This window comes from Burkholderia sp. BCC1985, assembly GCF_905339915.1.
Classification (GTDB): Bacteria; Pseudomonadota; Gammaproteobacteria; order Burkholderiales; family Burkholderiaceae; genus Burkholderia.
On record NZ_CAJPGY010000019.1, the window covers coordinates 53,970 to 73,125 of the forward strand.

A 19,156-nucleotide genomic window follows, 5' to 3' on the forward strand; every position below is an offset into this window, starting at 1 on the left:
TGCCGTCGCGCGTCACGCACGCGGCGGCTCCTTTCGCCCGCAGTAAAGTCTCTCGACTCGTCTGGCGCTGCGCCGTCCGCGGACGGCTCGCGCAGCACCCGCCAAAAAACAAATGTGCCCGGAGGGCCGCGAAGCCCGCCAGGCGTGGAGTCGATCCGGCCATCCGGAAGGAAAGACAGACCGCTTTCAGTCGTTGGTCAACCGCGCCGCGCGCGTTTCCACGCGCGGCGTACGGTGCCATTGCAACCCGGCTTAGTCCTTCTTCACTTCCTTGAACTCGGCGTCGACGACGTCGTCGGCAGCCTGCTGCGCACCGCCCGCCTGGGCCGCGCCTTCCGCTGCACCCGCCGCGCCGGCTTGCTGCGCCTGCATGTCGGCGTACATCTTTTCGCCGAGCTTCTGCGAAGCCTGACCGAGTTCCTCGACCTTCGCGTCGATCGCCGCCTTGTCGGCCGACGTATCCTTCAGCACGTCCTCGAGCGACTTCAGCGCCGCTTCGATCTTTTCCTTCTCGCCCGCGTCCAGCTTGTCGCCGTACTCGGTGAGCGCCTTCTTCGTGCTGTGGACCAGCGCGTCGCCCTGGTTGCGCGAATCAGCCAGCTCGCGCAGCTTGTGGTCTTCCGCTGCGTTCGCTTCCGCGTCCTTGATCATCTGGTCGATTTCAGCGTCGGACAGGCCCGAGTTCGCCTTGATCGTGATCTTGTTTTCCTTGCCGGTCGCCTTGTCCTTCGCGCCGACGTGCAGGATGCCGTTCGCGTCGATGTCGAAGGTCACTTCGATCTGCGGCACGCCGCGCGGCGACGGCGGGATGCCTTCGAGGTTGAACTCGCCCAGCAGCTTGTTGCCTGCCGCCATCTCGCGTTCGCCCTGGAACACCTTGATCGTCACGGCCGACTGGTTGTCGTCCGCCGTCGAATACACCTGAGCGTGCTTCGTCGGGATCGTCGTGTTCTTGTTGATCATCTTCGTCATCACGCCGCCGAGCGTCTCGATGCCGAGCGACAGCGGGGTCACGTCGAGCAGCAGCACGTCCTTGCGGTCGCCCGACAGGACCTGGCCCTGGATCGCCGCGCCGACTGCGACGGCTTCGTCCGGGTTCACGTCACGGCGCGGATCCTTGCCGAAGAACTCCTTCACCTTCTCCTGCACCTTCGGCATGCGGGTCTGGCCGCCGACCAGGATCACGTCGTCGATGTCCGACACCTTGACGCCGGCGTCCTTGATCGCGATGCGGCACGGTTCGATCGTGCGCTCGACCAGATCCTCGACCAGCGCTTCCAGCTTCGCGCGGGTGATCTTCAGGTTCAAGTGCTTCGGACCCGATGCGTCGGCCGTGATGTACGGCAGGTTGATTTCGGTCTGCTGGCTCGACGACAGCTCGATCTTCGCCTTTTCAGCGGCTTCCTTCAGGCGCTGCAGCGCGAGCACGTCCTTCGACAGGTCAACGCCCTGCTCCTTCTTGAACTCGCCGATGATGTAATCGATGATGCGCTGGTCGAAGTCCTCGCCGCCGAGGAACGTGTCGCCGTTGGTCGACAGCACTTCGAACTGCATTTCGCCGTCGACGTCCGCGATCTCGATGATCGACACGTCGAACGTGCCGCCGCCGAGGTCATACACGGCGATCTTGCGGTCGCCCTTCTCGGCCTTGTCGAGGCCGAACGCGAGCGCGGCTGCCGTCGGCTCGTTGATGATCCGCTTGACTTCCAGGCCCGCGATGCGGCCGGCGTCCTTGGTTGCCTGGCGCTGGCTGTCGTTGAAGTACGCCGGCACCGTGATCACGGCTTCCGTGACCGGCTCGCCGAGGTAGTCTTCGGCCGTCTTCTTCATCTTGCGCAGCACTTCAGCCGACACCTGCGGCGGCGCGAGCTTCTCGCCGTGCGCTTCGACCCATGCGTCGCCGTTGTCGGCCTTGATGATCGCGTACGGCATCAGGCCGATGTCCTTCTGGACTTCCTTCTCTTCGAAGCGGCGGCCGATCAGGCGCTTCACGGCGAACAGCGTGTTCTTCGGGTTGGTCACGGACTGACGCTTGGCCGGCGCGCCGACGAGCACTTCGTTGTCGTCCATGTAGGCGATGATCGACGGCGTCGTGCGCGTGCCTTCCGAGTTCTCGATGACCTTGACCTGGTTGCCTTCCATGATGGCGACGCACGAGTTCGTGGTGCCGAGGTCAATACCGATGATCTTTCCCATTTTTCCTAATCTCCAGAAATGCTTGTTTGCTGCGCGAAACCCCGCGTTTTTGGGCAGTTTCGCGCGCCAGAATTCAACTCTGTTCCCGAAATGCGTCCGGCCGATCCGTTTTCAAGACCCGCCAAGCGATGCGGATATTAAATTTTTTCAATCGCCGCCGGTAGCCGGATCGTACGGACCGGCGTCGCGGTCCGACGGCGCGCCGGCCGCCGCGGCGATCTTCGCGCGCGCCGCCGACACCGCCGCCTGGAACTGCGCGAGGCCATGCCAGCCGGTCGCGCGGCCGAGCCGCTTGCCGCGGTGGAAGAAGAACCACGTCGGCACGCCGTGCAGGCCGAAGCGGCGCCCCAGCTCATGATGTTCGTACACGTTGCAATGGAACCACTTCAGATCCAGCGCGCGGATCGCGTCCGGCTGGGCGAGCATCGCCTTCTTGGCGATCTCGCAGTTGAAGCAGTCGACGCCCCAGAAGAACACCACGGCGAGCGCATCCCCGGCGCCGGCGATCGCGGCGTCGAACGTGTCGGCCGCCAGCGCCTGCATGTCGAACGCGTCGAACGCGGCCGGATCGACGCCGGCGGGAACCATCGCGTCGGCCTTACTTCGGCTGGGCGACCGTGACGAGCGCCGGGCGCAGCACGCGGTCGGCGATCATGTAACCCTTTTGCAGGACGGTCACGACGGTGTTCGGCTCCTGCTCGGCCGGCACCATCGAAATCGCCTGGTGCTGGTGCGGATCGAACTTCTCGCCGACCGGGTTGATCGCGACGACGCGGCCCTTCTCGAGCGCGCTCGTCAGCTGGCGCAGCGTCAGTTCGACGCCTTCGCGCACCTTCGTGATGTCGCCGGACGTATCGCCGACGGCAGCCTCGAGGCTGTCCAGCACGGGCAGCAGGTGCTCCGCGAAGCCCTCGATCGCGAACTTGTGCGCCTTCGAGACATCTTCCTGCGCGCGGCGGCGGACGTTCTCGGTCTCGGCCTTCGCCCGCAGGAAGCTCTCCTGCAGCTCGGCGACCTTGGCTTGAGCCTCCGCGAGCGCCGCGTCGGCTGCTTCGGCGGCGGGCGCCGCGCCTTGCGCCGCCTGCTTCTCGCTGCCGATGTCTTCGGCCGATTGGGTAGCCGGGTTCTCTTGCGTGTTTTCCATGTCGCTGAAAGTCGATTAGAGGTTGAAGCCAAATCGGCAACCGCCGGACCGTATGTCGGCGGCACCGCACATTGTTGGTGCAAATAAGGGCGAAAACTGCGATTTCAAGGGGGTTATTCACCGGCATTCGCCAATGCCGTGAAACAACCGCGCTGCGCGCCGCCGATTACGTGCATTTGTCGCCGGATCGGACGAAACGACCGGTAACAACGCTTACCAGGCAAGTACTAGCTCGGCACAGGGGGGTGCACTACACTCCATTCAAGCGTCGAAAAAGCGCGTTTACCCTAGCTTACCGGCGCCTGACATCCACCTGGCGCTGCATTCACAGTCCCATCGAGGCGCGTACCGTGAAACTGACCTTTGCCATATCGGTGGTCGCGCTGGTACTGATTGCCGGCACCACCACCATCTGCCTGTCCGGAGCCGTCACCGACCGCACGACCGAATACGGCAGCGCGCGGGCGACGTTCGACCAGATGTTCAGCTCCCACCAGAAAATCTGTCGATGATGCGCCGGTCGCGCTTGGTCGGCCGGCCGTGCAGTTCCGCCGCCGGCTCGCGATAGGTGCGGCGCCGTTCCAGTTCGGCGAGCCGCGCGACGCGCCCCGCTTCCGTTTCCTCGTAAAGCGTCTGCGCGATGCTCGCGGGCCCGCGCACGTCGCAAATGCCAAGCACGGCAATGTGCCAGACGACACCGTCGATCGCAATCTCGACCTCGTCGCCGACGCGCACGTCCTTGGCCGGCTTCACCGCCGCGCCGCCGATCTTCACGTGGCCCTTGTCGACCGCGTCGGACGCGAGCGAGCGCGTCTTGAAGAAGCGGGCCGCCCACAGCCATTTGTCGATGCGCAGCTTCGCGCCGGGCTCAGTCGAAATCCTGTAGTTCATCGCGTTCAACTCACCGTTTCGGGCTGCGCGGCCTTCACCGGCCAGCCCTGCAGATTCTCGGCGACGATCTCGCCCACCGCGCCGATCCACGCGGGCGCGCCGTTCAGGCACGGAATCCGGTGGAACGCCTGGCCGCCGCCCGCGATGAACTCGTCGCGCACCTCCATCCCGATCTCCTCGATCGTCTCCAGACAATCGGCCGTAAAACCGGGACAGAACACGTCGGCCCGCCGCACGCCCGCCTCGCCGAGTTCGCGCAGCGTCGGCGCCGTGTACGGCTGCAGCCACTCGGCCTTGCCGAAGCGCGACTGGAACGTCACGCGGCATTCGAGCGTCGACAGCCCGAGCGCGGCCATCAGCAGCGCGCCCGTCTGCTGGCACTGGTCGTGATAGGGGTCGCCCAGATCGAGCGTGCGCTTCGGCACGCCGTGGAAACTCAGCACGAGCTTGTCGCCGGCCGCGAAGTCGGGCCGGCCATGCTGCGCCCAGTACTGGCGAACCTGCTCGGCGAGCGCGTGGATGTAGGCCGGATGGTCGGCGTAGTGCCGCACCGTGCGCACTTCCGGCTGGTTGCGCATCCGCGCGAGCGCGGCGAACGCGGCATCGAATGCCGTCGCGGTGGTGGACGCCGAGTATTGCGGGTACATCGGCATCAGCAGCACGCGCTCGACGCCCGCACGCTTGAACTGCGCGAGCGCCTGCGCAATGCCCGGGCTGCCGTAGCGCATCGCATAGTCGACCGTCACCTGATAGTCGTTCGACGCGAGCAGGTGGCGCACGCCGTCGGTCTGGCGCTCGGTGTATACGCGCAGCGGCGAGCCTTCGGGCATCCAGACGGCCGCGTATTTCTTCGCGGACGCGCGACCGCGCAGCGGCAGGATCAGCGTGCGCAGCAGCACCTGCCAGACGACCTGCGGGATTTCGACGACACGCGGATCCGACAGGAACTCGGCCAGATAGCGCCGCACCGCGCGCGGCGTCGGGGCGTCGGGCGTGCCGAGATTGATCAGCAGCACGCCGATGCGATGGGCAGCTGCGACGCTCGAAGGCGGCTCAAGATCGAAACGCATGGGCAGGAACGTGCTCGGGGCACGCAGTCGGACGGCCCTCAATTATAGCGGGCCGTCTCGCCCGGGTCGGCTGGCCGTTCGGCCGACTGGCGGTGCGCACGGCGCCGCGGCACGATGGCGGGACGGTATCGGTCGGGTTACTGCTGGCTCAGCGTGAGCGACAGCAGCCGCGCGGTGATGTCGACGATCGGGATCACGCGGTTGTACGCCATGCGGGTCGGGCCGATCACGCCGAGCGTGCCGACGATCTGGCCGTTCACCTCGTAGGGCGCGGTCACGACGCTCATTTCCTCGATCGGCACGAGCGTCGATTCGCCGCCGATGAAGATCTGCACGCCCTGGGCGTGGCTCGACACGTCGAGCAATTGCAGGAGGCCCGTCTTTTGGTCGAACACGTCGAACAGCTTGCGCAGCCGCGCCATGTCGGACGACAGATCCGCCACTTCGAGCAGGTTGCGCTCGCCGGAAATGAGCACGGTGTCCTCGGTGTCGGGCACCTCGGTGCTGGCCGTCACGGCCGCATGCATCAGCGTGGTCATGTCGCCGCGCAGCTGGTCGATCTCGTCGCGCAGGCGGCGGCGCACCTCGTCGAACGACAGCCCGGCGAAGTGCGCGTTGATGTAGTTGGACGCCTCGGTGAGCTGCGACGGCGAATAGTCGCGCGGCGTCGCGAGCATCCGGTTCTGCACGTCGCCCTCGGGCGTGACGATGATCAGCAGGATGCGCTTGTCCGACAGCCGCATGAACTCGATCTGCTTGAACACGTGGCTGCGGCGCGGCGTCAGCACGACACCCGCGAACTGCGACAGGTTCGACAGCACGCTCGCCGCGGCCGCCACGACCCGCTGCTGCGGTTCGCCGGCCTGCAGCGTGTTCTGCACCTGGCGCGCGACGGCCTCGGCGTCGATCGGCGCCTCGACCGTCAGCATCGTGTCGACGAACAGCCGGTAGCCGCGCGGCGTCGGCACGCGGCCGGCCGACGTATGCGGGCTCGACACGAGGCCGAGCTCCTCCAGGTCGGACATCACGTTGCGGATCGTTGCCGGGCTCAGTTCGAGCCCGGAATAACGGGACAACGTGCGCGAGCCGACCGGCTGACCGTCGGCGATATACCGTTCGATCAGGGTTTTCAGGAGGGTTCGTGCGCGAGGATCTAGCATGGTGGAAAATTTTAGCGCAACCGCGCGAGCACGGCGAGTGGCCGCGGCCACTGTCGCCCGGGCCGACCGATCCGGCCCCGTTCGCGCACAGCCGGTTCTTTTCGTCAACGAGCTATGGTGTAATGCCGGCATGAAAACCGGTAATCAGTTCAACACCGTCGCGCTCGTCGGCCGGAGCAACACGCCCGGCATCGCCGAGCCGCTCGCCACGCTGGCTGGCTGCATCGCGAAGCTCGGCTTCGAGGTCGTGTTCGAAGCCGAAACGGCACGCGAGATCGGCATCTCCGGCTATCCGGCGCTCACCCCGGCGGAGATCGGCGCGCGCGCGGACGTGGCGGTCGTGCTCGGCGGCGACGGCACGATGCTCGGCATCGGCCGCCAGCTCGCGCCGTACAAGACACCGCTGATCGGGATCAACCACGGGCGGCTCGGCTTCATCACCGACATCGCGGCGGCCGACATGCAGGCGCGCGTCCCGGTGATCCTGTCGGGCAAGTTCGAGCGCGAGGAGCGCTCGCTGCTCGAGGCCCGGATCGTGCGCGACGGCGAACCGATCTACCACGCGCTCGCGTTCAACGACGTCGTCGTGAACCGCAGCGGCTTTTCCGGGATGGTCGAGCTGCGCGCGTCGGTCGACGGCCGGTACATGTACAACCAGCGTTCGGACGGCCTGATCGTCGCCACGCCGACCGGCTCGACCGCCTACGCGCTGTCGTCGGCCGGCCCGATCCTGCATCCGCAGCTCCAGGGCATCGTGCTCGTGCCGATCGCGCCGCACGCGCTGTCGAACCGGCCGATCGTGCTGCCCGACGATTCGAAGATCGCGATCCAGATCGTCGGCGGCCGCGACGTCAACGTGAACTTCGACATGCAGTCGTTCACGTCGCTCGAGCTGAACGACACGATCGAGGTGCGCCGCTCGAAGCACACGGTGCCGTTCCTGCACCCGGTCGGCTACAGCTACTACGCGACGCTGCGCAAGAAGCTGCACTGGAACGAACACGCATCGAACGAAGACGACAAGGCGTCCTGACGCACCCACGCCCGACACCATGCTCCGCCACCTCTCGATTCGCGACTTCGTCATCGTCGCCGCGCTCGATCTCGAATTCGACAGCGGCTTTACCGTCTTTTCCGGCGAAACCGGCGCCGGCAAATCGATCCTGATCGACGCGCTGGCCCTCGCGCTCGGCGAACGCGCCGACGCGAGCGTCGTGCGCGCCGGCTGCGGCCGCGCCGACATCACCGCCGAATTCACGCCGCACGACCGCGTCGCGCGCTGGCTCGACGAACACGCGTTCGACGCCGAGGACACCGTGATGCTGCGCCGCGTGATCGACGCGAACGGCCGCTCGCGTGCATTCATCAACGGCACCAGCGCGACGCTCGCGCAGCTGCGCGAGCTCGGCGAGATGCTGGTCGACATCCACGGTCAGCACGCGCACCAGCTGCTGATGCGGCCCGACGCGCAGCGCGAGCTGTTCGACACGCACGCGGGACTCGTGGCCGATGCCGCGAACGTCGCACGCGCGTGGCGCGTCTGGCGCGACGCAACGCAGGCGATCGACGCCGCGAAAGCGCATGAGCGCGAACTGCAGCTCGAACGCGAGAAGCTCGCCTGGCAGCTCGCCGAACTCGACAAGCTCGCACCGCAACCCGGCGAATGGGACGAAGTCGGCAGCGAGCACAAGCGCCTGTCGCATTCGGCGAACCTGATCGCCGGCGTGCAGGGCGCGCTCAACGCGCTGTCCGAGGCCGACGACGCGATGCTCCCGCAGCTCGGCGCGATCGTGTCGAAGCTGCGCAGCCTGGCCGACTACGACACGGGGCTCGGCGATGCGCTCGCGTCGCTCGAACCGGCCGAAATCCAGCTGCAGGAAGCCGTCTATTCGCTGTCGCACTACGCGCAGCGCCTCGATCTCGACCCGGCCCGGCTCGCGCAGGTCGAAACGCGCCTCGACGCGCTGCACTCGACCGCCCGCAAGTTCCGGCTGCCGCCCGACACGCTGCACGAGGAACATGCGGCACGCCGCGCGCAGCTCGCCGCGCTCGACGCGGCCGCCGATCTCGGCGCGCTCGAAGCCGCGCAGGCGAAGGCATGGGAAGCCTATCTCGCCGACGCGAAACACCTGTCGACGGCCCGCGCGCAGGCCGCGAAGGCGCTCGGCACGGCCGTCACGGCCGGCATGCAGGAACTGTCGATGGCGGGCGGCAGCTTCGAAGTCGCGCTCGTGCCGCTCGCCGACGGCGGCCCGCACGGGCTCGAACAGGTCGAATTCCGGGTCGCCGGGCACCCGGGCGTGCCGCTGCGGCCGCTCGCGAAAGTCGCGTCGGGCGGCGAACTCGCACGGATCAGCCTCGCGCTGGCCGTGATCGCTAGCGCCGCCAGCCCGACGCCGACGCTGATTTTCGACGAAGTCGACACGGGGATCGGCGGCGGCGTCGCCGAGGTGGTCGGCCGCCTGCTGCACCAGCTCGGGCGCGACCGCCAGGTGCTGTGCGTGACGCACCTGCCGCAGGTCGCCGCGCGCGGCGACCATCACTTCCAGGTCGCGAAAGGCGCGGACGAGCGCGGCGGCACCGTCTCGTCGGTCGTCCCGCTCGACAAGGCGAGCCGGGTCGAGGAAGTCGCCCGGATGCTCGGCGGGCTCGAGATCACCGCCACCACGCGCAAGCACGCGAAGGAAATGCTGGCGGCCTGACGCCGGCTTCGTCGGCCGAATGTAGAAGATTGGCGCATGCGCCGGTCCCGGACCGCCGACGAACCCCACGTTATTCGGAACGTGGCGTGTCGCTTTTCCCGGAACAGGCCTGCAGCGGCAGGGCGAGCAGGCAGACCGATCTGCCGGTCGAACCGCTCGCACGGCGCAGTTTTTCGATGGACGAGCGCCGCCCGGGCGCGCCCGCCCTGCCCCGCGGATTCGAGCGTCCCGCCGCGAACGCCGAATTCAAACGTCCGACTCAAACGCCCGTTTCGACCGCGCCGAACACACGCGCCCACAACGCCGTCACGGCCGCCCGCTCGTCGGCCACCAGCGCCGGATCGACGCGCGCCTTCTCCATCCCGTCGAGCCGCAGCTTGTGCTGCAGCTTCCGGTACTTGCGGTACGCGGCGCCGACGCGCTCGGCCTCGTCCTCGCCCATCAGCCCGAACCGCGCGACCTCGCGCAGCAGCGCGATGTTGCCGGTGTTGCGGATCAGCTCGGCATCGCTCGACGCATGCAGCAGCACCCAGTACTGGACGATGAACTCGATGTCGACCATCCCGCCGCGATCGTGCTTCAGGTCGAACAGCTCGGTCTGGTTCGGGTGGCCGGCGAACACCTTGCCGCGCATGTCGACGATTTCCTTCGCGAGCACCGCCCCGTCGCGCGGCGTCGTCAGCACCTGCTGGCGGATCGCCTCGAAGTCCGTGCCGATCTGCGGGTCGCCCGCGCTGTAGCGGGCGCGCGTGAGCGCCTGGTGTTCCCACACCCACGCGGTGTTGGCCGCGTCGCCCTCGCGCAGCTGGTAGCGGCGGAACGCGTCGAGATCGGTCACGAGCAGCCCGGCCTCGCCGTTCGGCCGCAGCCGCAGGTCGATGTCGAACAGCGCACCCGCGCCGGTCGCGGTCGTGAGCCAGGTGATCAGCCGGCGCGTGAACGTCGTGTAGACGTCCGCCGAGCGCTCGTCGGGGTCGTCGTACAGGAAGATCAGGTCGAGATCCGATGCGTAGCCGAGCTCCTTGCCGCCGAGCTTGCCGTACGCGATCACCGCGAACTTCGGCACGTCGCGGTGGCGCTTCGCGAGCTGCGACCAGACGACTTCGATCGTCACGTCGAGCACCGCGTCGGCGAGTTCCGACAGGCGGTCGCTCACATGCTCGACCGACAGCTGGCCGGCCAGATCGATCAGCAGGATGCGGAACACTTCCGCGTGCTGCGCGTGCCGCAGCAGGTCCATCTGCTGCTCGGGGCCGTCGGCGGCCGCGAGGCGCGCACGCAATGCGTCCTTGAACGCAGGCCAGTCGAACGGGCTCGCGATCGCTTCGTCGTCGAGCAGTTCGTCGAGCAGCTGCGGATGGCGGATCAGGTAGCCGCCGCCCCAGCGCGTCGCGCCGAGCACCGACAGCACGCGGTCGAGCGCGGCCGGATACTCGGTCAGCAGCGCGAGATAGACGCCGCGCCGGCTGACCGTCTCGAGCAGGTCGAACAGCCGCACGATGGTGTCGTCGCGGCGCGCGGCGTCGATCCGCGGCGCGGCCTCGAGCGCGCGCTGCGCGACGCTGTCGAAACGCTGCCGGCTCTTTTCGGGCAGGCCCGCGTAGCGCGACGACTGCCAGATCGCGCGCAGCCGCGCGAGCACGGCCGCCGGATCGGTGAAGCCCACGCCGTCGAGGCGCGCGAGCAGCGCGTCGTCTTCGCCGTCGTCGGCGAGCGCCCCGCTCCAGATCCACGTCGCGGCCGTGTCCTCGCCCGCCGCGCAGGGGCCGCCGTTCACCTTGTCGGCAAAGATCTGGTCGAACTGCGCCTCGACGAACGTCCGGTGACCGTCGAGTACCGTCATCAGCGCCGCATAGTCGGCAAAGCCGAGCGACGCGGCCAGCACCGCCCGCTCGCCCGCATCGACCGGCATCGCGTGCGTCTGCGCGTCGTCGCGGTACTGCAGCCGGTGCTCGAGCGTGCGCAGGAAGTTGTAGGCGTCGGTCAGGCGCTCGCGCACGTCCTCGCCGATCAGCCCGCGCGCCTGCGCATGGCGCAGCACCGCGAGCGTCGGCCGCACGCGGAATTCCGCATCCTGGCCGCCGCGGATCAGCTGGAACACCTGCGCGCTGAATTCGATCTCGCGGATCCCGCCGCGCCCGAGCTTGATGTCGTCGGCCTTGTCGGGCCGCATCGACGCGCGGCGCGCGGCTTCCTGGCGAATCTGCTGGTGCAGCGAACGGATCGCGCCGATCACGCCGAAGTCGAGATAGCGGCGGTATACGAACGGCTTGACGATCGATTCGAGCTGCGCCGCCAGCCGCCGCGCCGCGTCGCTGTCGCCTTCGGATACGAGCCGCCCCTTGATCCACGCGTAGCGCTCCCATTCGCGCCCCTGCACGTAGAAATATTCCTCGAGCATCCCGAGGCTGCAGACGAGCGGCCCCGAATCGCCGTTCGGGCGCAGCCGCATGTCGACGCGAAACACGTAGCCGTCGGCCGTGACCTCGGACAGCACGCCGATCAGGCGCCGGCCGAGCCGCGTGAAATACTCCTGGGTGGACAGCGGCGAGCGCGTGCCGCCGGCCGTTTCGCCGTCGTCCTCGTAGACGAAGATCAGGTCGATGTCCGACGACACGTTCAGCTCGCGGCCGCCGAGCTTGCCCATCCCGACCACGCCGAGCACGACGCGCTGGCCGTCGGCGCCGCGCGGCTCGCCGTACATCGCCTCGAGTTCGGCCGACAGCAGCGCGAGCGAGCGTTGCACGGCCACTTCGGCGAGATCGGTCATCGCGCCCGTCACCTCGGCGACGCTCGCGACGCCGCGCAGGTCGCGCTCCGCGACCGCGCCGAACACCTCGATACGCAACTGCCGCAGCGCACGCTTCAGTTGCTCGTCGCCCGGCGCGGCCGAGCCGGCCGGCGTGGCGAGCAGTTCGGTCAGGCGCGCGTCGAGCTGCGCGCGCGTGAGCGGCGCGGCGGCCCACGCGGCGATCTGGTCGGACAGCGCGGGACGCGCGGCGGCCGCGCGGGCGATGTAGCGGGAATAGGACGTGCTGATCAGGGCGGAAGCGTCGGTCATCGAAAAGCGGGCCTGGCAGTAAGGCCCCGCTGCGGGACAACGCGTGCGCGCCCCGCTGCCGACAGGCCCCTTGGACTCGGCGCGGTGTCGCGACGCGGGTGCGCCGCCGCGACAACCGCGCGCAGGAAAGCCCGTGCCGTGCGGCCTCAACGGCCGCCGGCACGAACCCGTGTGATACATTTCAACGTCAGTCTGCAAAACTACCATATCGCCGCCCTTCCGCCGCATGTCCGACCGTCAGGAATCCGCCGTAGCTGAGCCCGAAGCGGGACCTCCGAAGCACGATCATCCGGTCCTGCGTCGCGTGTTCAGGGTGACGCTGGCAGTCGGGATCGGCACGTACTTCGTCGCGTCCGGCGTGTTCCTCGGGATGCGCTACGTGCTGCTGCCGCGCATCGACGAGTACCGCCCGCGCATCGAGCGCGCGGTGTCCGACAAGCTGCACGCGCAGCTTTCGATCGGCAAGCTGTCTCCGCACTGGTCCGGCATGCAGCCGGGCGTCGAAGTCGCCAACCTCACCATTCGCGGCCGTGACGGCCAGATCGCGCTGTCGGTCCCGCACGCGACGGCCGCGCTCTCGTGGATGTCGCTGCTGCGGCTGTCGCCCGCGCTGTCGAGCCTGATCGTCGACCATCCCGACCTCGTCGTCGCGCGCGCCGCCGACGGCTCGCTGAGCGTCGCGGGCGTCGGCGTCGCGACCACTCACGGCGGCAACGACACGTTCGGCACGTGGCTGCTGAAGCAGGAAGCGATCGTGCTGCGCAACGGCACGCTGCGCTGGCGCGACGCGCAGCACGACGCACCGGAACTCGCGCTGTCCGGCATCCGCCTCGCGGTGCTCAACCACGGCCGCGAGCACAAGGCCGCGCTGCAGGCGCCCGCGAACGGCACGCTGCTGCTCGGCCCGCTCGATTTCCGCGCGCGTTTCCGCCACAAGCCGCTCGCGCCGATCGGCAAGCCGACGAACTGGACCGGCGACGCGTACCTGTCGACCGGCCCGGTCGACCTGCAGACGCTCGGCCGCTATCTCGACATCCCGCTCACGATCCACGCGGGCCGGATCGACAACGCGATCTGGGCGACCTTCCAGGACGGCCACCTGCGCTCCGCGGGCGGCGACCTACAGGGCGCCGACGTCGTGCTGCGCGTGCGGCCGACCCAGCCGCGCCTCGACGTGCCGACGGTCGGGTTCGGCTGGGACATGGCGCTGGACGCCGGCCACGACTACACGCTGCACCTGACGCGCTTCAACGCGGAGCTCGGCCAGCCGCCGCTGCCGGACGGCACGCCGCTCGCCCGTTCGCTCGCGCTGTCGACGCTGACCGCCCGCTACCGCGTGCCGACCGCCGACCAGGGGCAGCTGCTGAGCGTCGTCGGCGACCGCGTCGATCTCGGCATCCTGAGCGAGTTCATCCGCGGGCTGCCGCTGCCGGCTCGCCTGCGCAACGAGTTGATCAAGCTCGACCCGCGCGGGATGGTGTCGAACTATCACATCGAGGTCGAACGCGCGAAGCCGGCGCGGCCCGACCTGGCCGACGAAGAGCGGCGCATGGGCGCCGCGCCGATCGTCCGCTACCGCTTCGTCGGCGATCTGCAGGGCATCAGCGTCGCCGCGCAGGAGCCGCCGCCGGGTCTTTCCCCGCGCGGTCACCCGCGCGCCGGCTGGCCGGGCGTCGAGAATTTGTGGGGCCGCATCGACGCGAACGAAACCGGCGGCACCGCGCACTTCGACACGGTCAATGCGGCGGTCACGGTGCCCGGCGAATTCGACGAGCCGCGCCTGACCTTCGACCGGCTGCGCGGCAACGCGAAATGGGTGATCACGCCGGCGCCGGGCGAGAAGCACGCGCGCGTCGACGTGACGTTGCCCGACCTGTTCGTCGCGAACCCCGATGCGGAAATCGCGGTGTCGGGCACGTACACGAACCCCGGCCACGGCCGCGGCTCGCTCGACCTGCGCGCGGATTTCGCGCGCGCATCGGTGGCGCGCATCCCGCGCTACCTGCCGACCGGGATGTCCGAGCACCTGCGCGACTATCTCGGCCATGCGCTGCAGGACGGCCAGGTGACCAAGGGGGCGTCGATCGTCGCCCGCGGCCCGCTCGAGAAATTCCCGTTCGAACACGAGCCGGACGCCGGCGTGTTCCACATCGTCGCGCCGTTCACCGGCGGGCGCTTCGAGCCGACGCCGTACCCGCCGCGCAAGCTCGCGAACGGCACGCCGAGCATCTGGCCCGCACTCGACGGAATCGACGGCGTGTTCGAGCTCGCGCAGAACAAGCTGCGCTTCGACATCGCGCGCGCGCACTACAAGCGCGTCGCGCTGACGAAGGTCGCCGGCCGGATCGACGATCTCGGCAATCCGTCGAAGTCGCCGCTCGTCATCGACGGCCATGCGCAAGGCCCGCTCGCGGACCTGATCGACTACGCGGACAACAGCTCGCTCGGCGCGATGAGCGGGCACATCGGCCAGCGGATCGATGCGCAGGGGCCCGCGTCGCTCGCGCTCAAGATCACGATTCCGCAGCACGTTCCGCATCCGCATACGCACGTCGAGGGCACGCTCGCGTTCGGCGGCAACACGCTGTCGACCGACGGCGTGCCGCCGCTGTCCGCGCTGCGCGGCAGCGTGCGCTTCAGCGAGGCCGGCGCGTCGCTGCACGAGCTGTCGGGGCGCTTCCTCGGTGGCCCGGTGCGCGCGAACGGCAACTTCCAGTCGCACGGCCCGTACGCGGTGGACGTCGACGGCAAGCTCGCGCTCGACGCCGCGCGCGGCCTGAACCTGCGGGGCACGGCCGCGGCGCTGCTCGAGCACGTGGTCGGCGACGCGCCGTACCAGCTCGCCGTGCGCGGCGCGCCGGGCCGCCTGCCGGAGGTCACCGCGCATTCCGACCTGACGGGCGTCGCGCTGAATTTCCCGGCGCCGTTCGCGAAACCGGCCGGCACGCCGATGCCGTTCCGCTTCACGCTGCAGCCGGCCGCCCAGGCCGGCGGCAAGCGCCTCGAGCATGCCGACCTGACGCTCGGGCCCGTGTCCGCGACCTACCTGCTCGACGCGACGCCCGGCCAGCCGCTGCGCGCGGTGCGCGGCGCGATGGGCATCCACCGGATGCCCGACCTGCCGCAGGACGGCGTGAGCGCCGCCGTCGACGTCGACGAACTGGACGCCGACGCGTGGCTCGCGCTCGCCCGCACGCTGCAGCACGACACGCCGCGCGCGCCGGAGCCGCAGGCCGCGCCGCGCGTCGATTTCGCGAGCTTCACACCGAAGCGCTTCGCGCTCCACTTCGGCACGCTGAAGCTGCTCAAGCGCAACTGGGAAAACGTGATCATCGGCGCGTCGCACGTCGACGAGCTGTGGCAGGCGAACATCGCGTCGAACCAGGTATCGGGCTACCTGTCGTGGGCGCCGGGCGGCGGCCACAACGGTGCGGGCGTGCTGAACGCGCGGCTCGCGAAGCTCGTGATCCCGCAGAGCGCGCAGCACGACCTCGTCGGCCGCGCGATGAACCTGCCGACGCCGACCGACCGGCCGATGCCGTCGGTCGACCTGATCGTCGACCAGGTGGTCGCGCGCGATCACGACATCGGCAGGCTCGTCGTCAACGCGCGCAACCTCGAGGAAGACGGCGCGCCGGTGTGGCAGCTCGACAAGTTCGAACTGGCGAACCCGGCCGCGAAGCTGACGGCGACCGGCAACTGGCGCACGTCGCGCCGCGCGCTGGCCCGCGGCGTCGACGAAAACGATGCGCCGCGCCGCAGCGTGTTCGACTTCAAGCTCGACGTCGGCAACGCGGGCGCGCTGCTCGACCTCGTGGGCCTGCCGCGCACGCTTGCAAACGGCCACGGCACCGTGACCGGCAAGGTCGGCTGGCGCGGCGGCCCGACCGCGGTCGATCTGCCGTCGCTCGGCGGCCAGGTCGCGCTCGACCTGGAACACGGCCAGATCCTGAAGGTCGATCCGGGTGCCGCGAAACTGCTCGGCGTGCTGAGCCTGCAGAGCCTCGCGCGCTTCCTGACGCTGAATTTCCGCGACGTGATCGGCAAGGGGCTGCCGTTCGACAAGATCACGGGCACCAGCCGGATCTCGAACGGGATCGCGCGCACCGACGACTTCTCGATGACGACGGCGCCGGCGAACGTGACGGTGCGCGGCGCGGTCGACCTCGGCGCCGAGACGCAGGACCTGCACGCGCACGTCGCGCCGAAGATCGGCGCCGGCACGGCGGCAATCGCGGCCGCGATCATCAATCCGCTGCTGGGTGTCGGCGTGCTGGCCGCGAACTACGCGCTGTCGGAGACGCTGTCGCACGCGTTCGCGCTCGACTACGCGATCACGGGCTCGTGGGCGCATCCGCACATCGAGCGGGTGCGAGGCGATCAGGGTAAGATGAATCACGGTCCGGCCGATGCGGCGAGCCACTGACGCGCGCAGGGTGCCGGGCCGCACCCCATTTATGACGCAACCGATCCAGCGATGACCGATCACACCCGTTCCGCCACGCCCTTTCGGGTCGCCGCGCTGCAGATGGTGAGCACGCCGGACGTCGCACGCAATCTCGCCGAAGCCGGCCGCCTGATCGCGGAAGCGGCCGGCGACGGCGCGCAGCTCGTCCTGCTGCCCGAGTATTTCTGCTTCATGGGCCATCGCGACACCGACAAGCTCGCGCTCGCCGAACCCTACCGCGACGGTCCGATCCAGCGCTTCCTGTCGGAGGCCGCGCACCGTCACGGCATCTGGGTGATCGGCGGCACGCTGCCGCTGAAGGCACAGGAGCCCGATCGCGTGCTGAACACGACGCTCGTGTTCGACCCGAACGGCCAGGAAGCCGCCCGCTACGACAAGATCCACCTGTTCAACTTCGAGAAAGGCGACGAATCGTTCGACGAGGCGCGCACGATCCGCGCGGGCGACACGGTCGTCGCGTTCGACGCGCCGTTCGGGCGGGTCGGCCTGTCGGTCTGTTACGATCTGCGCTTTCCGGAGCTGTATCGCAGGATGGGCGACTGCGCGCTGATCGTCGTGCCGTCGGCGTTTACGTATACGACGGGCCGCGCGCACTGGGAAATGCTGCTGCGCGCGCGGGCCGTGGAGAACCAGTGCTACGTGCTCGCGGCCGCGCAAGGCGGCAAGCACGAGAACGGCCGGCGCACCTGGGGCCACAGCATGCTGATCGACCCGTGGGGCGAGATCGTCGCGGTCCGCGACGAAGGCGCGAGCGTCGTGACCGGCGCGCTCGATCCGCAGCGCATCGCCGACGTGCGCCAGAGCCTGCCCGCGTGGCGGCATCGCGTGCTGGCCTGAACCGCTGAACCGCCCGGCGCTTGAAACGCCGCCCGGCCAACCCATCTGCCCAGAACGCACCCGACAACTTTTTGAGAACCCTCGATACCCGCATGAACATCATCGAACCCGGCATCCGCAATCTTGCGCTGGCGAAGGACATCCTCCTCACGCCGTACGGCCTCGACGAGAGCCTGCTCACGCGCACGATCGCCGACATCTTCACGCATCGCGTCGACTACGCCGACCTGTACTTCCAGGCGACCCGCAGCGAAGCGTGGAGCCTCGAGGAAGGCATCGTGAAGTCGGGCAGCTTCAGCATCGACCAGGGCGTCGGCGTGCGCGCGGTCGCGGGCGACCGCACCGCGTTCGCGTACTCGGACGACCTGTCGCCGGAAGCCATCGCGCAGGCGGCCGCGGCCACCAAGGCGATCGCGGCGGCCGGCGGCGGCCGCCAGAAGATCAAGGCGGCCACTTCCCTGAAGGGCATCTCAGGCCGCGACCTGTACCTGCCGTCCGATCCGCTCGCGTCGCTCGACGCGACCGCGAAGGTCAAGCTGCTCGAGCGCATCGAGCAGATGGCGCGCGGGCGCGACCCGCGCGTCACGCAGGTGATGGCGGGCCTCGCCGGCGAATACGACGTCGTGCTGGTCGCGCGCAGCGACGGCGCGCTCGCGGCCGACATCCGCCCGCTGGTGCGCGTGTCGGTCACGGTGATCGCCGAACAGAACGGCCGCCGCGAGATCGGCTCCGGCGGCGGCGGCGGCCGCTTCGACTACGGCTACTTCACCGACGACGTGCTGTCGCGCTACGTCGACGACGCCGTGCACGCGGCGCTCGTCAACCTCGACGCGCGCCCCGCGCCGGCCGGCGCGATGACCGTCGTGCTCGGGCCGGGCTGGCCGGGCGTGCTGCTGCACGAGGCGATCGGCCACGGCCTCGAGGGCGACTTCAACCGCAAGGGTTCGTCGGCGTTCGCCGGCCGGATCGGCGAGCAGGTCGCCGCGAAGGGCGTGACGGTGGTCGACGACGGCACGCTGCCGAACCGCCGCGGCTCGCTGAACATCGACGACGAAGGCAACCCGACGCAGTGCACGACGCTGATCGAGGACGGCATCCTGAAGGGCTACATCCAGGACACGCTGAACGCGCGCCTGATGAAGATGCCCGTCACCGGCAACGCGCGGCGCGAGTCGTACGCGGCGCTGCCGATGCCGCGCATGACCAACACGTACATGCTGAACGGCGACAAGGATCCGCAGGAAATCATCGCGTCGGTGAAGAACGGCCTGTACGCGGTGAACTTCGGCGGCGGCCAGGTCGACATCACGAACGGCAAGTTCGTGTTCTCGGCATCCGAGGCGTACATGATCGAGAACGGCAAGATCACCTACCCGGTGAAGGGCGCGACGCTGATCGGCAGCGGCCCGGAATCGCTGAAGTACGTGAGCATGATCGGCAACGACATGTCGCTCGACTCGGGCGTCGGCGTGTGCGGCAAGGAAGGCCAGAGCGTGCCGGTCGGCGTCGGCCAGCCGACCCTGCGGATCGACAAGATGACGGTCGGCGGTACGGCATAACCGCATCGCGGCGCAGACAATCCGCGCATTTTGGCAAAAGCGCGCGGATTCTCCGCATTTTTGAGCAC

The 19,156-nt window shown here is 69.0% G+C and carries 13 protein-coding genes; 6 read left to right on the plus strand and 7 right to left on the minus strand.

The genetic code is table 11. The features are described from left to right. Positions 1-252: 252 nt before the first annotated feature. The 3 genes from dnaK to grpE form a co-directional block, all read right to left on the minus strand. Positions 253-2,196: a molecular chaperone DnaK gene (gene dnaK / locus U4Z31_RS20650; RefSeq protein ID WP_044844049.1), complete on the minus strand. Its 1,944-nt coding sequence runs from the start codon at positions 2,194-2,196 to the stop codon at positions 253-255. Positions 2,197-2,343: 147 nt separating this feature from the next. Beyond that, positions 2,344-2,784: a thioredoxin family protein gene (locus U4Z31_RS20655; RefSeq protein ID WP_321811269.1), complete on the minus strand. Its 441-nt coding sequence runs from the start codon at positions 2,782-2,784 to the stop codon at positions 2,344-2,346. 10 nt (positions 2,785-2,794) lie between these two features. Continuing rightward, a complete protein-coding gene (gene grpE / locus U4Z31_RS20660) occupies positions 2,795-3,340 on the minus strand; it encodes a nucleotide exchange factor GrpE (RefSeq protein ID WP_044844047.1) in 546 nt (181 codons plus the stop codon). A gap of 350 nt (positions 3,341-3,690) precedes the next feature. Here grpE and U4Z31_RS20665 point away from each other — a divergent pair, with 350 nt between their 5' ends. After that, positions 3,691-3,852: a hypothetical protein gene (locus U4Z31_RS20665; RefSeq protein ID WP_006476841.1), complete on the plus strand. Its 162-nt coding sequence runs from the start codon at positions 3,691-3,693 to the stop codon at positions 3,850-3,852. Here U4Z31_RS20665 and U4Z31_RS20670 read toward each other — a convergent pair. The 3 genes from U4Z31_RS20670 to hrcA all read right to left on the minus strand — a co-directional run bounded on the left by U4Z31_RS20670 (position 3,824) and on the right by hrcA (position 6,461). Further along, the gene (locus U4Z31_RS20670) at positions 3,824-4,231 is read right to left on the minus strand and encodes an RNA-binding S4 domain-containing protein (protein ID WP_124487960.1); all 408 of its coding nucleotides are present in this window, start codon (positions 4,229-4,231) and stop codon (positions 3,824-3,826) included. The genes U4Z31_RS20665 and U4Z31_RS20670 overlap by 29 nt on opposite strands. 5 nt (positions 4,232-4,236) lie before the next feature. Next, the gene (gene hemH / locus U4Z31_RS20675) at positions 4,237-5,301 is read right to left on the minus strand and encodes a ferrochelatase (protein ID WP_321811270.1); all 1,065 of its coding nucleotides are present in this window, start codon (positions 5,299-5,301) and stop codon (positions 4,237-4,239) included. A gap of 137 nt (positions 5,302-5,438) precedes the next feature. Beyond that, the gene (gene hrcA, locus U4Z31_RS20680; RefSeq protein ID WP_011544637.1) at positions 5,439-6,461 is read right to left on the minus strand and encodes a heat-inducible transcriptional repressor HrcA; all 1,023 of its coding nucleotides are present in this window, start codon (positions 6,459-6,461) and stop codon (positions 5,439-5,441) included. A gap of 130 nt (positions 6,462-6,591) precedes the next feature. Here hrcA and U4Z31_RS20685 point away from each other — a divergent pair, with 130 nt between their 5' ends. Together U4Z31_RS20685 and recN are read left to right on the plus strand one after the other, a co-directional pair. Continuing rightward, the gene (locus U4Z31_RS20685; RefSeq protein ID WP_124487961.1) at positions 6,592-7,494 is read left to right on the plus strand and encodes an NAD kinase; all 903 of its coding nucleotides are present in this window, start codon (positions 6,592-6,594) and stop codon (positions 7,492-7,494) included. A gap of 19 nt (positions 7,495-7,513) precedes the next feature. Next, a complete protein-coding gene (gene recN / locus U4Z31_RS20690) occupies positions 7,514-9,163 on the plus strand; it encodes a DNA repair protein RecN (protein WP_044844043.1) in 1,650 nt (549 codons plus the stop codon). 259 nt (positions 9,164-9,422) lie between these two features. Here the strand turns inward: recN and glnE are convergent, their stop codons facing one another. Continuing rightward, complete coding sequence (gene glnE / locus U4Z31_RS20695; protein WP_321811271.1) at positions 9,423-12,224, minus strand: bifunctional [glutamate--ammonia ligase]-adenylyl-L-tyrosine phosphorylase/[glutamate--ammonia-ligase] adenylyltransferase; 2,802 nt, start codon at positions 12,222-12,224, stop codon at positions 9,423-9,425. A 226-nt stretch (positions 12,225-12,450) separates the two neighbouring features. On the opposite strand from glnE, the gene U4Z31_RS20700 reads away from it, so the two are divergent. The 3 genes from U4Z31_RS20700 (at position 12,451) to tldD (ending at position 19,088) form a co-directional block, all read left to right on the plus strand. Further along, positions 12,451-16,650: a YhdP family protein gene (locus U4Z31_RS20700; RefSeq protein WP_321811272.1), complete on the plus strand. Its 4,200-nt coding sequence runs from the start codon at positions 12,451-12,453 to the stop codon at positions 16,648-16,650. A gap of 51 nt (positions 16,651-16,701) precedes the next feature. Then, positions 16,702-17,529 (plus strand): carbon-nitrogen hydrolase family protein, encoded by an 828-nt coding sequence (locus U4Z31_RS20705; RefSeq protein ID WP_321811273.1) that lies wholly within the window; start codon positions 16,702-16,704, stop codon positions 17,527-17,529. A gap of 92 nt (positions 17,530-17,621) precedes the next feature. After that, positions 17,622-19,088 (plus strand): metalloprotease TldD, encoded by a 1,467-nt coding sequence (tldD, locus tag U4Z31_RS20710; protein ID WP_057926717.1) that lies wholly within the window; start codon positions 17,622-17,624, stop codon positions 19,086-19,088. Positions 19,089-19,156: the final 68 nt, after the last annotated feature.

Excerpts from the sequence above, each read along its gene's own strand:
- dnaK (WP_044844049.1), bottom strand. The coding sequence starts at position 2,196 with ATGGGAAAGATCATCGGTATTGACCTCGGCACCACGAACTCGTGCGTC.
- U4Z31_RS20655 (WP_321811269.1), bottom strand. The coding sequence starts at position 2,784 with ATGGTTCCCGCCGGCGTCGATCCGGCCGCGTTCGACGCGTTCGACATG.
- grpE (WP_044844047.1), bottom strand. The coding sequence starts at position 3,340 with ATGGAAAACACGCAAGAGAACCCGGCTACCCAATCGGCCGAAGACATC.
- U4Z31_RS20670 (WP_124487960.1), bottom strand. The coding sequence starts at position 4,231 with ATGAACTACAGGATTTCGACTGAGCCCGGCGCGAAGCTGCGCATCGAC.
- hemH (WP_321811270.1), bottom strand. The coding sequence starts at position 5,301 with ATGCGTTTCGATCTTGAGCCGCCTTCGAGCGTCGCAGCTGCCCATCGC.
- hrcA (WP_011544637.1), bottom strand. The coding sequence starts at position 6,461 with ATGCTAGATCCTCGCGCACGAACCCTCCTGAAAACCCTGATCGAACGG.
- U4Z31_RS20685 (WP_124487961.1), top strand. The coding sequence starts at position 6,592 with ATGAAAACCGGTAATCAGTTCAACACCGTCGCGCTCGTCGGCCGGAGC.
- recN (WP_044844043.1), top strand. The coding sequence starts at position 7,514 with ATGCTCCGCCACCTCTCGATTCGCGACTTCGTCATCGTCGCCGCGCTC.
- glnE (WP_321811271.1), bottom strand. The coding sequence starts at position 12,224 with ATGACCGACGCTTCCGCCCTGATCAGCACGTCCTATTCCCGCTACATC.
- U4Z31_RS20700 (WP_321811272.1), top strand. The coding sequence starts at position 12,451 with ATGTCCGACCGTCAGGAATCCGCCGTAGCTGAGCCCGAAGCGGGACCT.
- U4Z31_RS20705 (WP_321811273.1), top strand. The coding sequence starts at position 16,702 with ATGACCGATCACACCCGTTCCGCCACGCCCTTTCGGGTCGCCGCGCTG.
- tldD (WP_057926717.1), top strand. The coding sequence starts at position 17,622 with ATGAACATCATCGAACCCGGCATCCGCAATCTTGCGCTGGCGAAGGAC.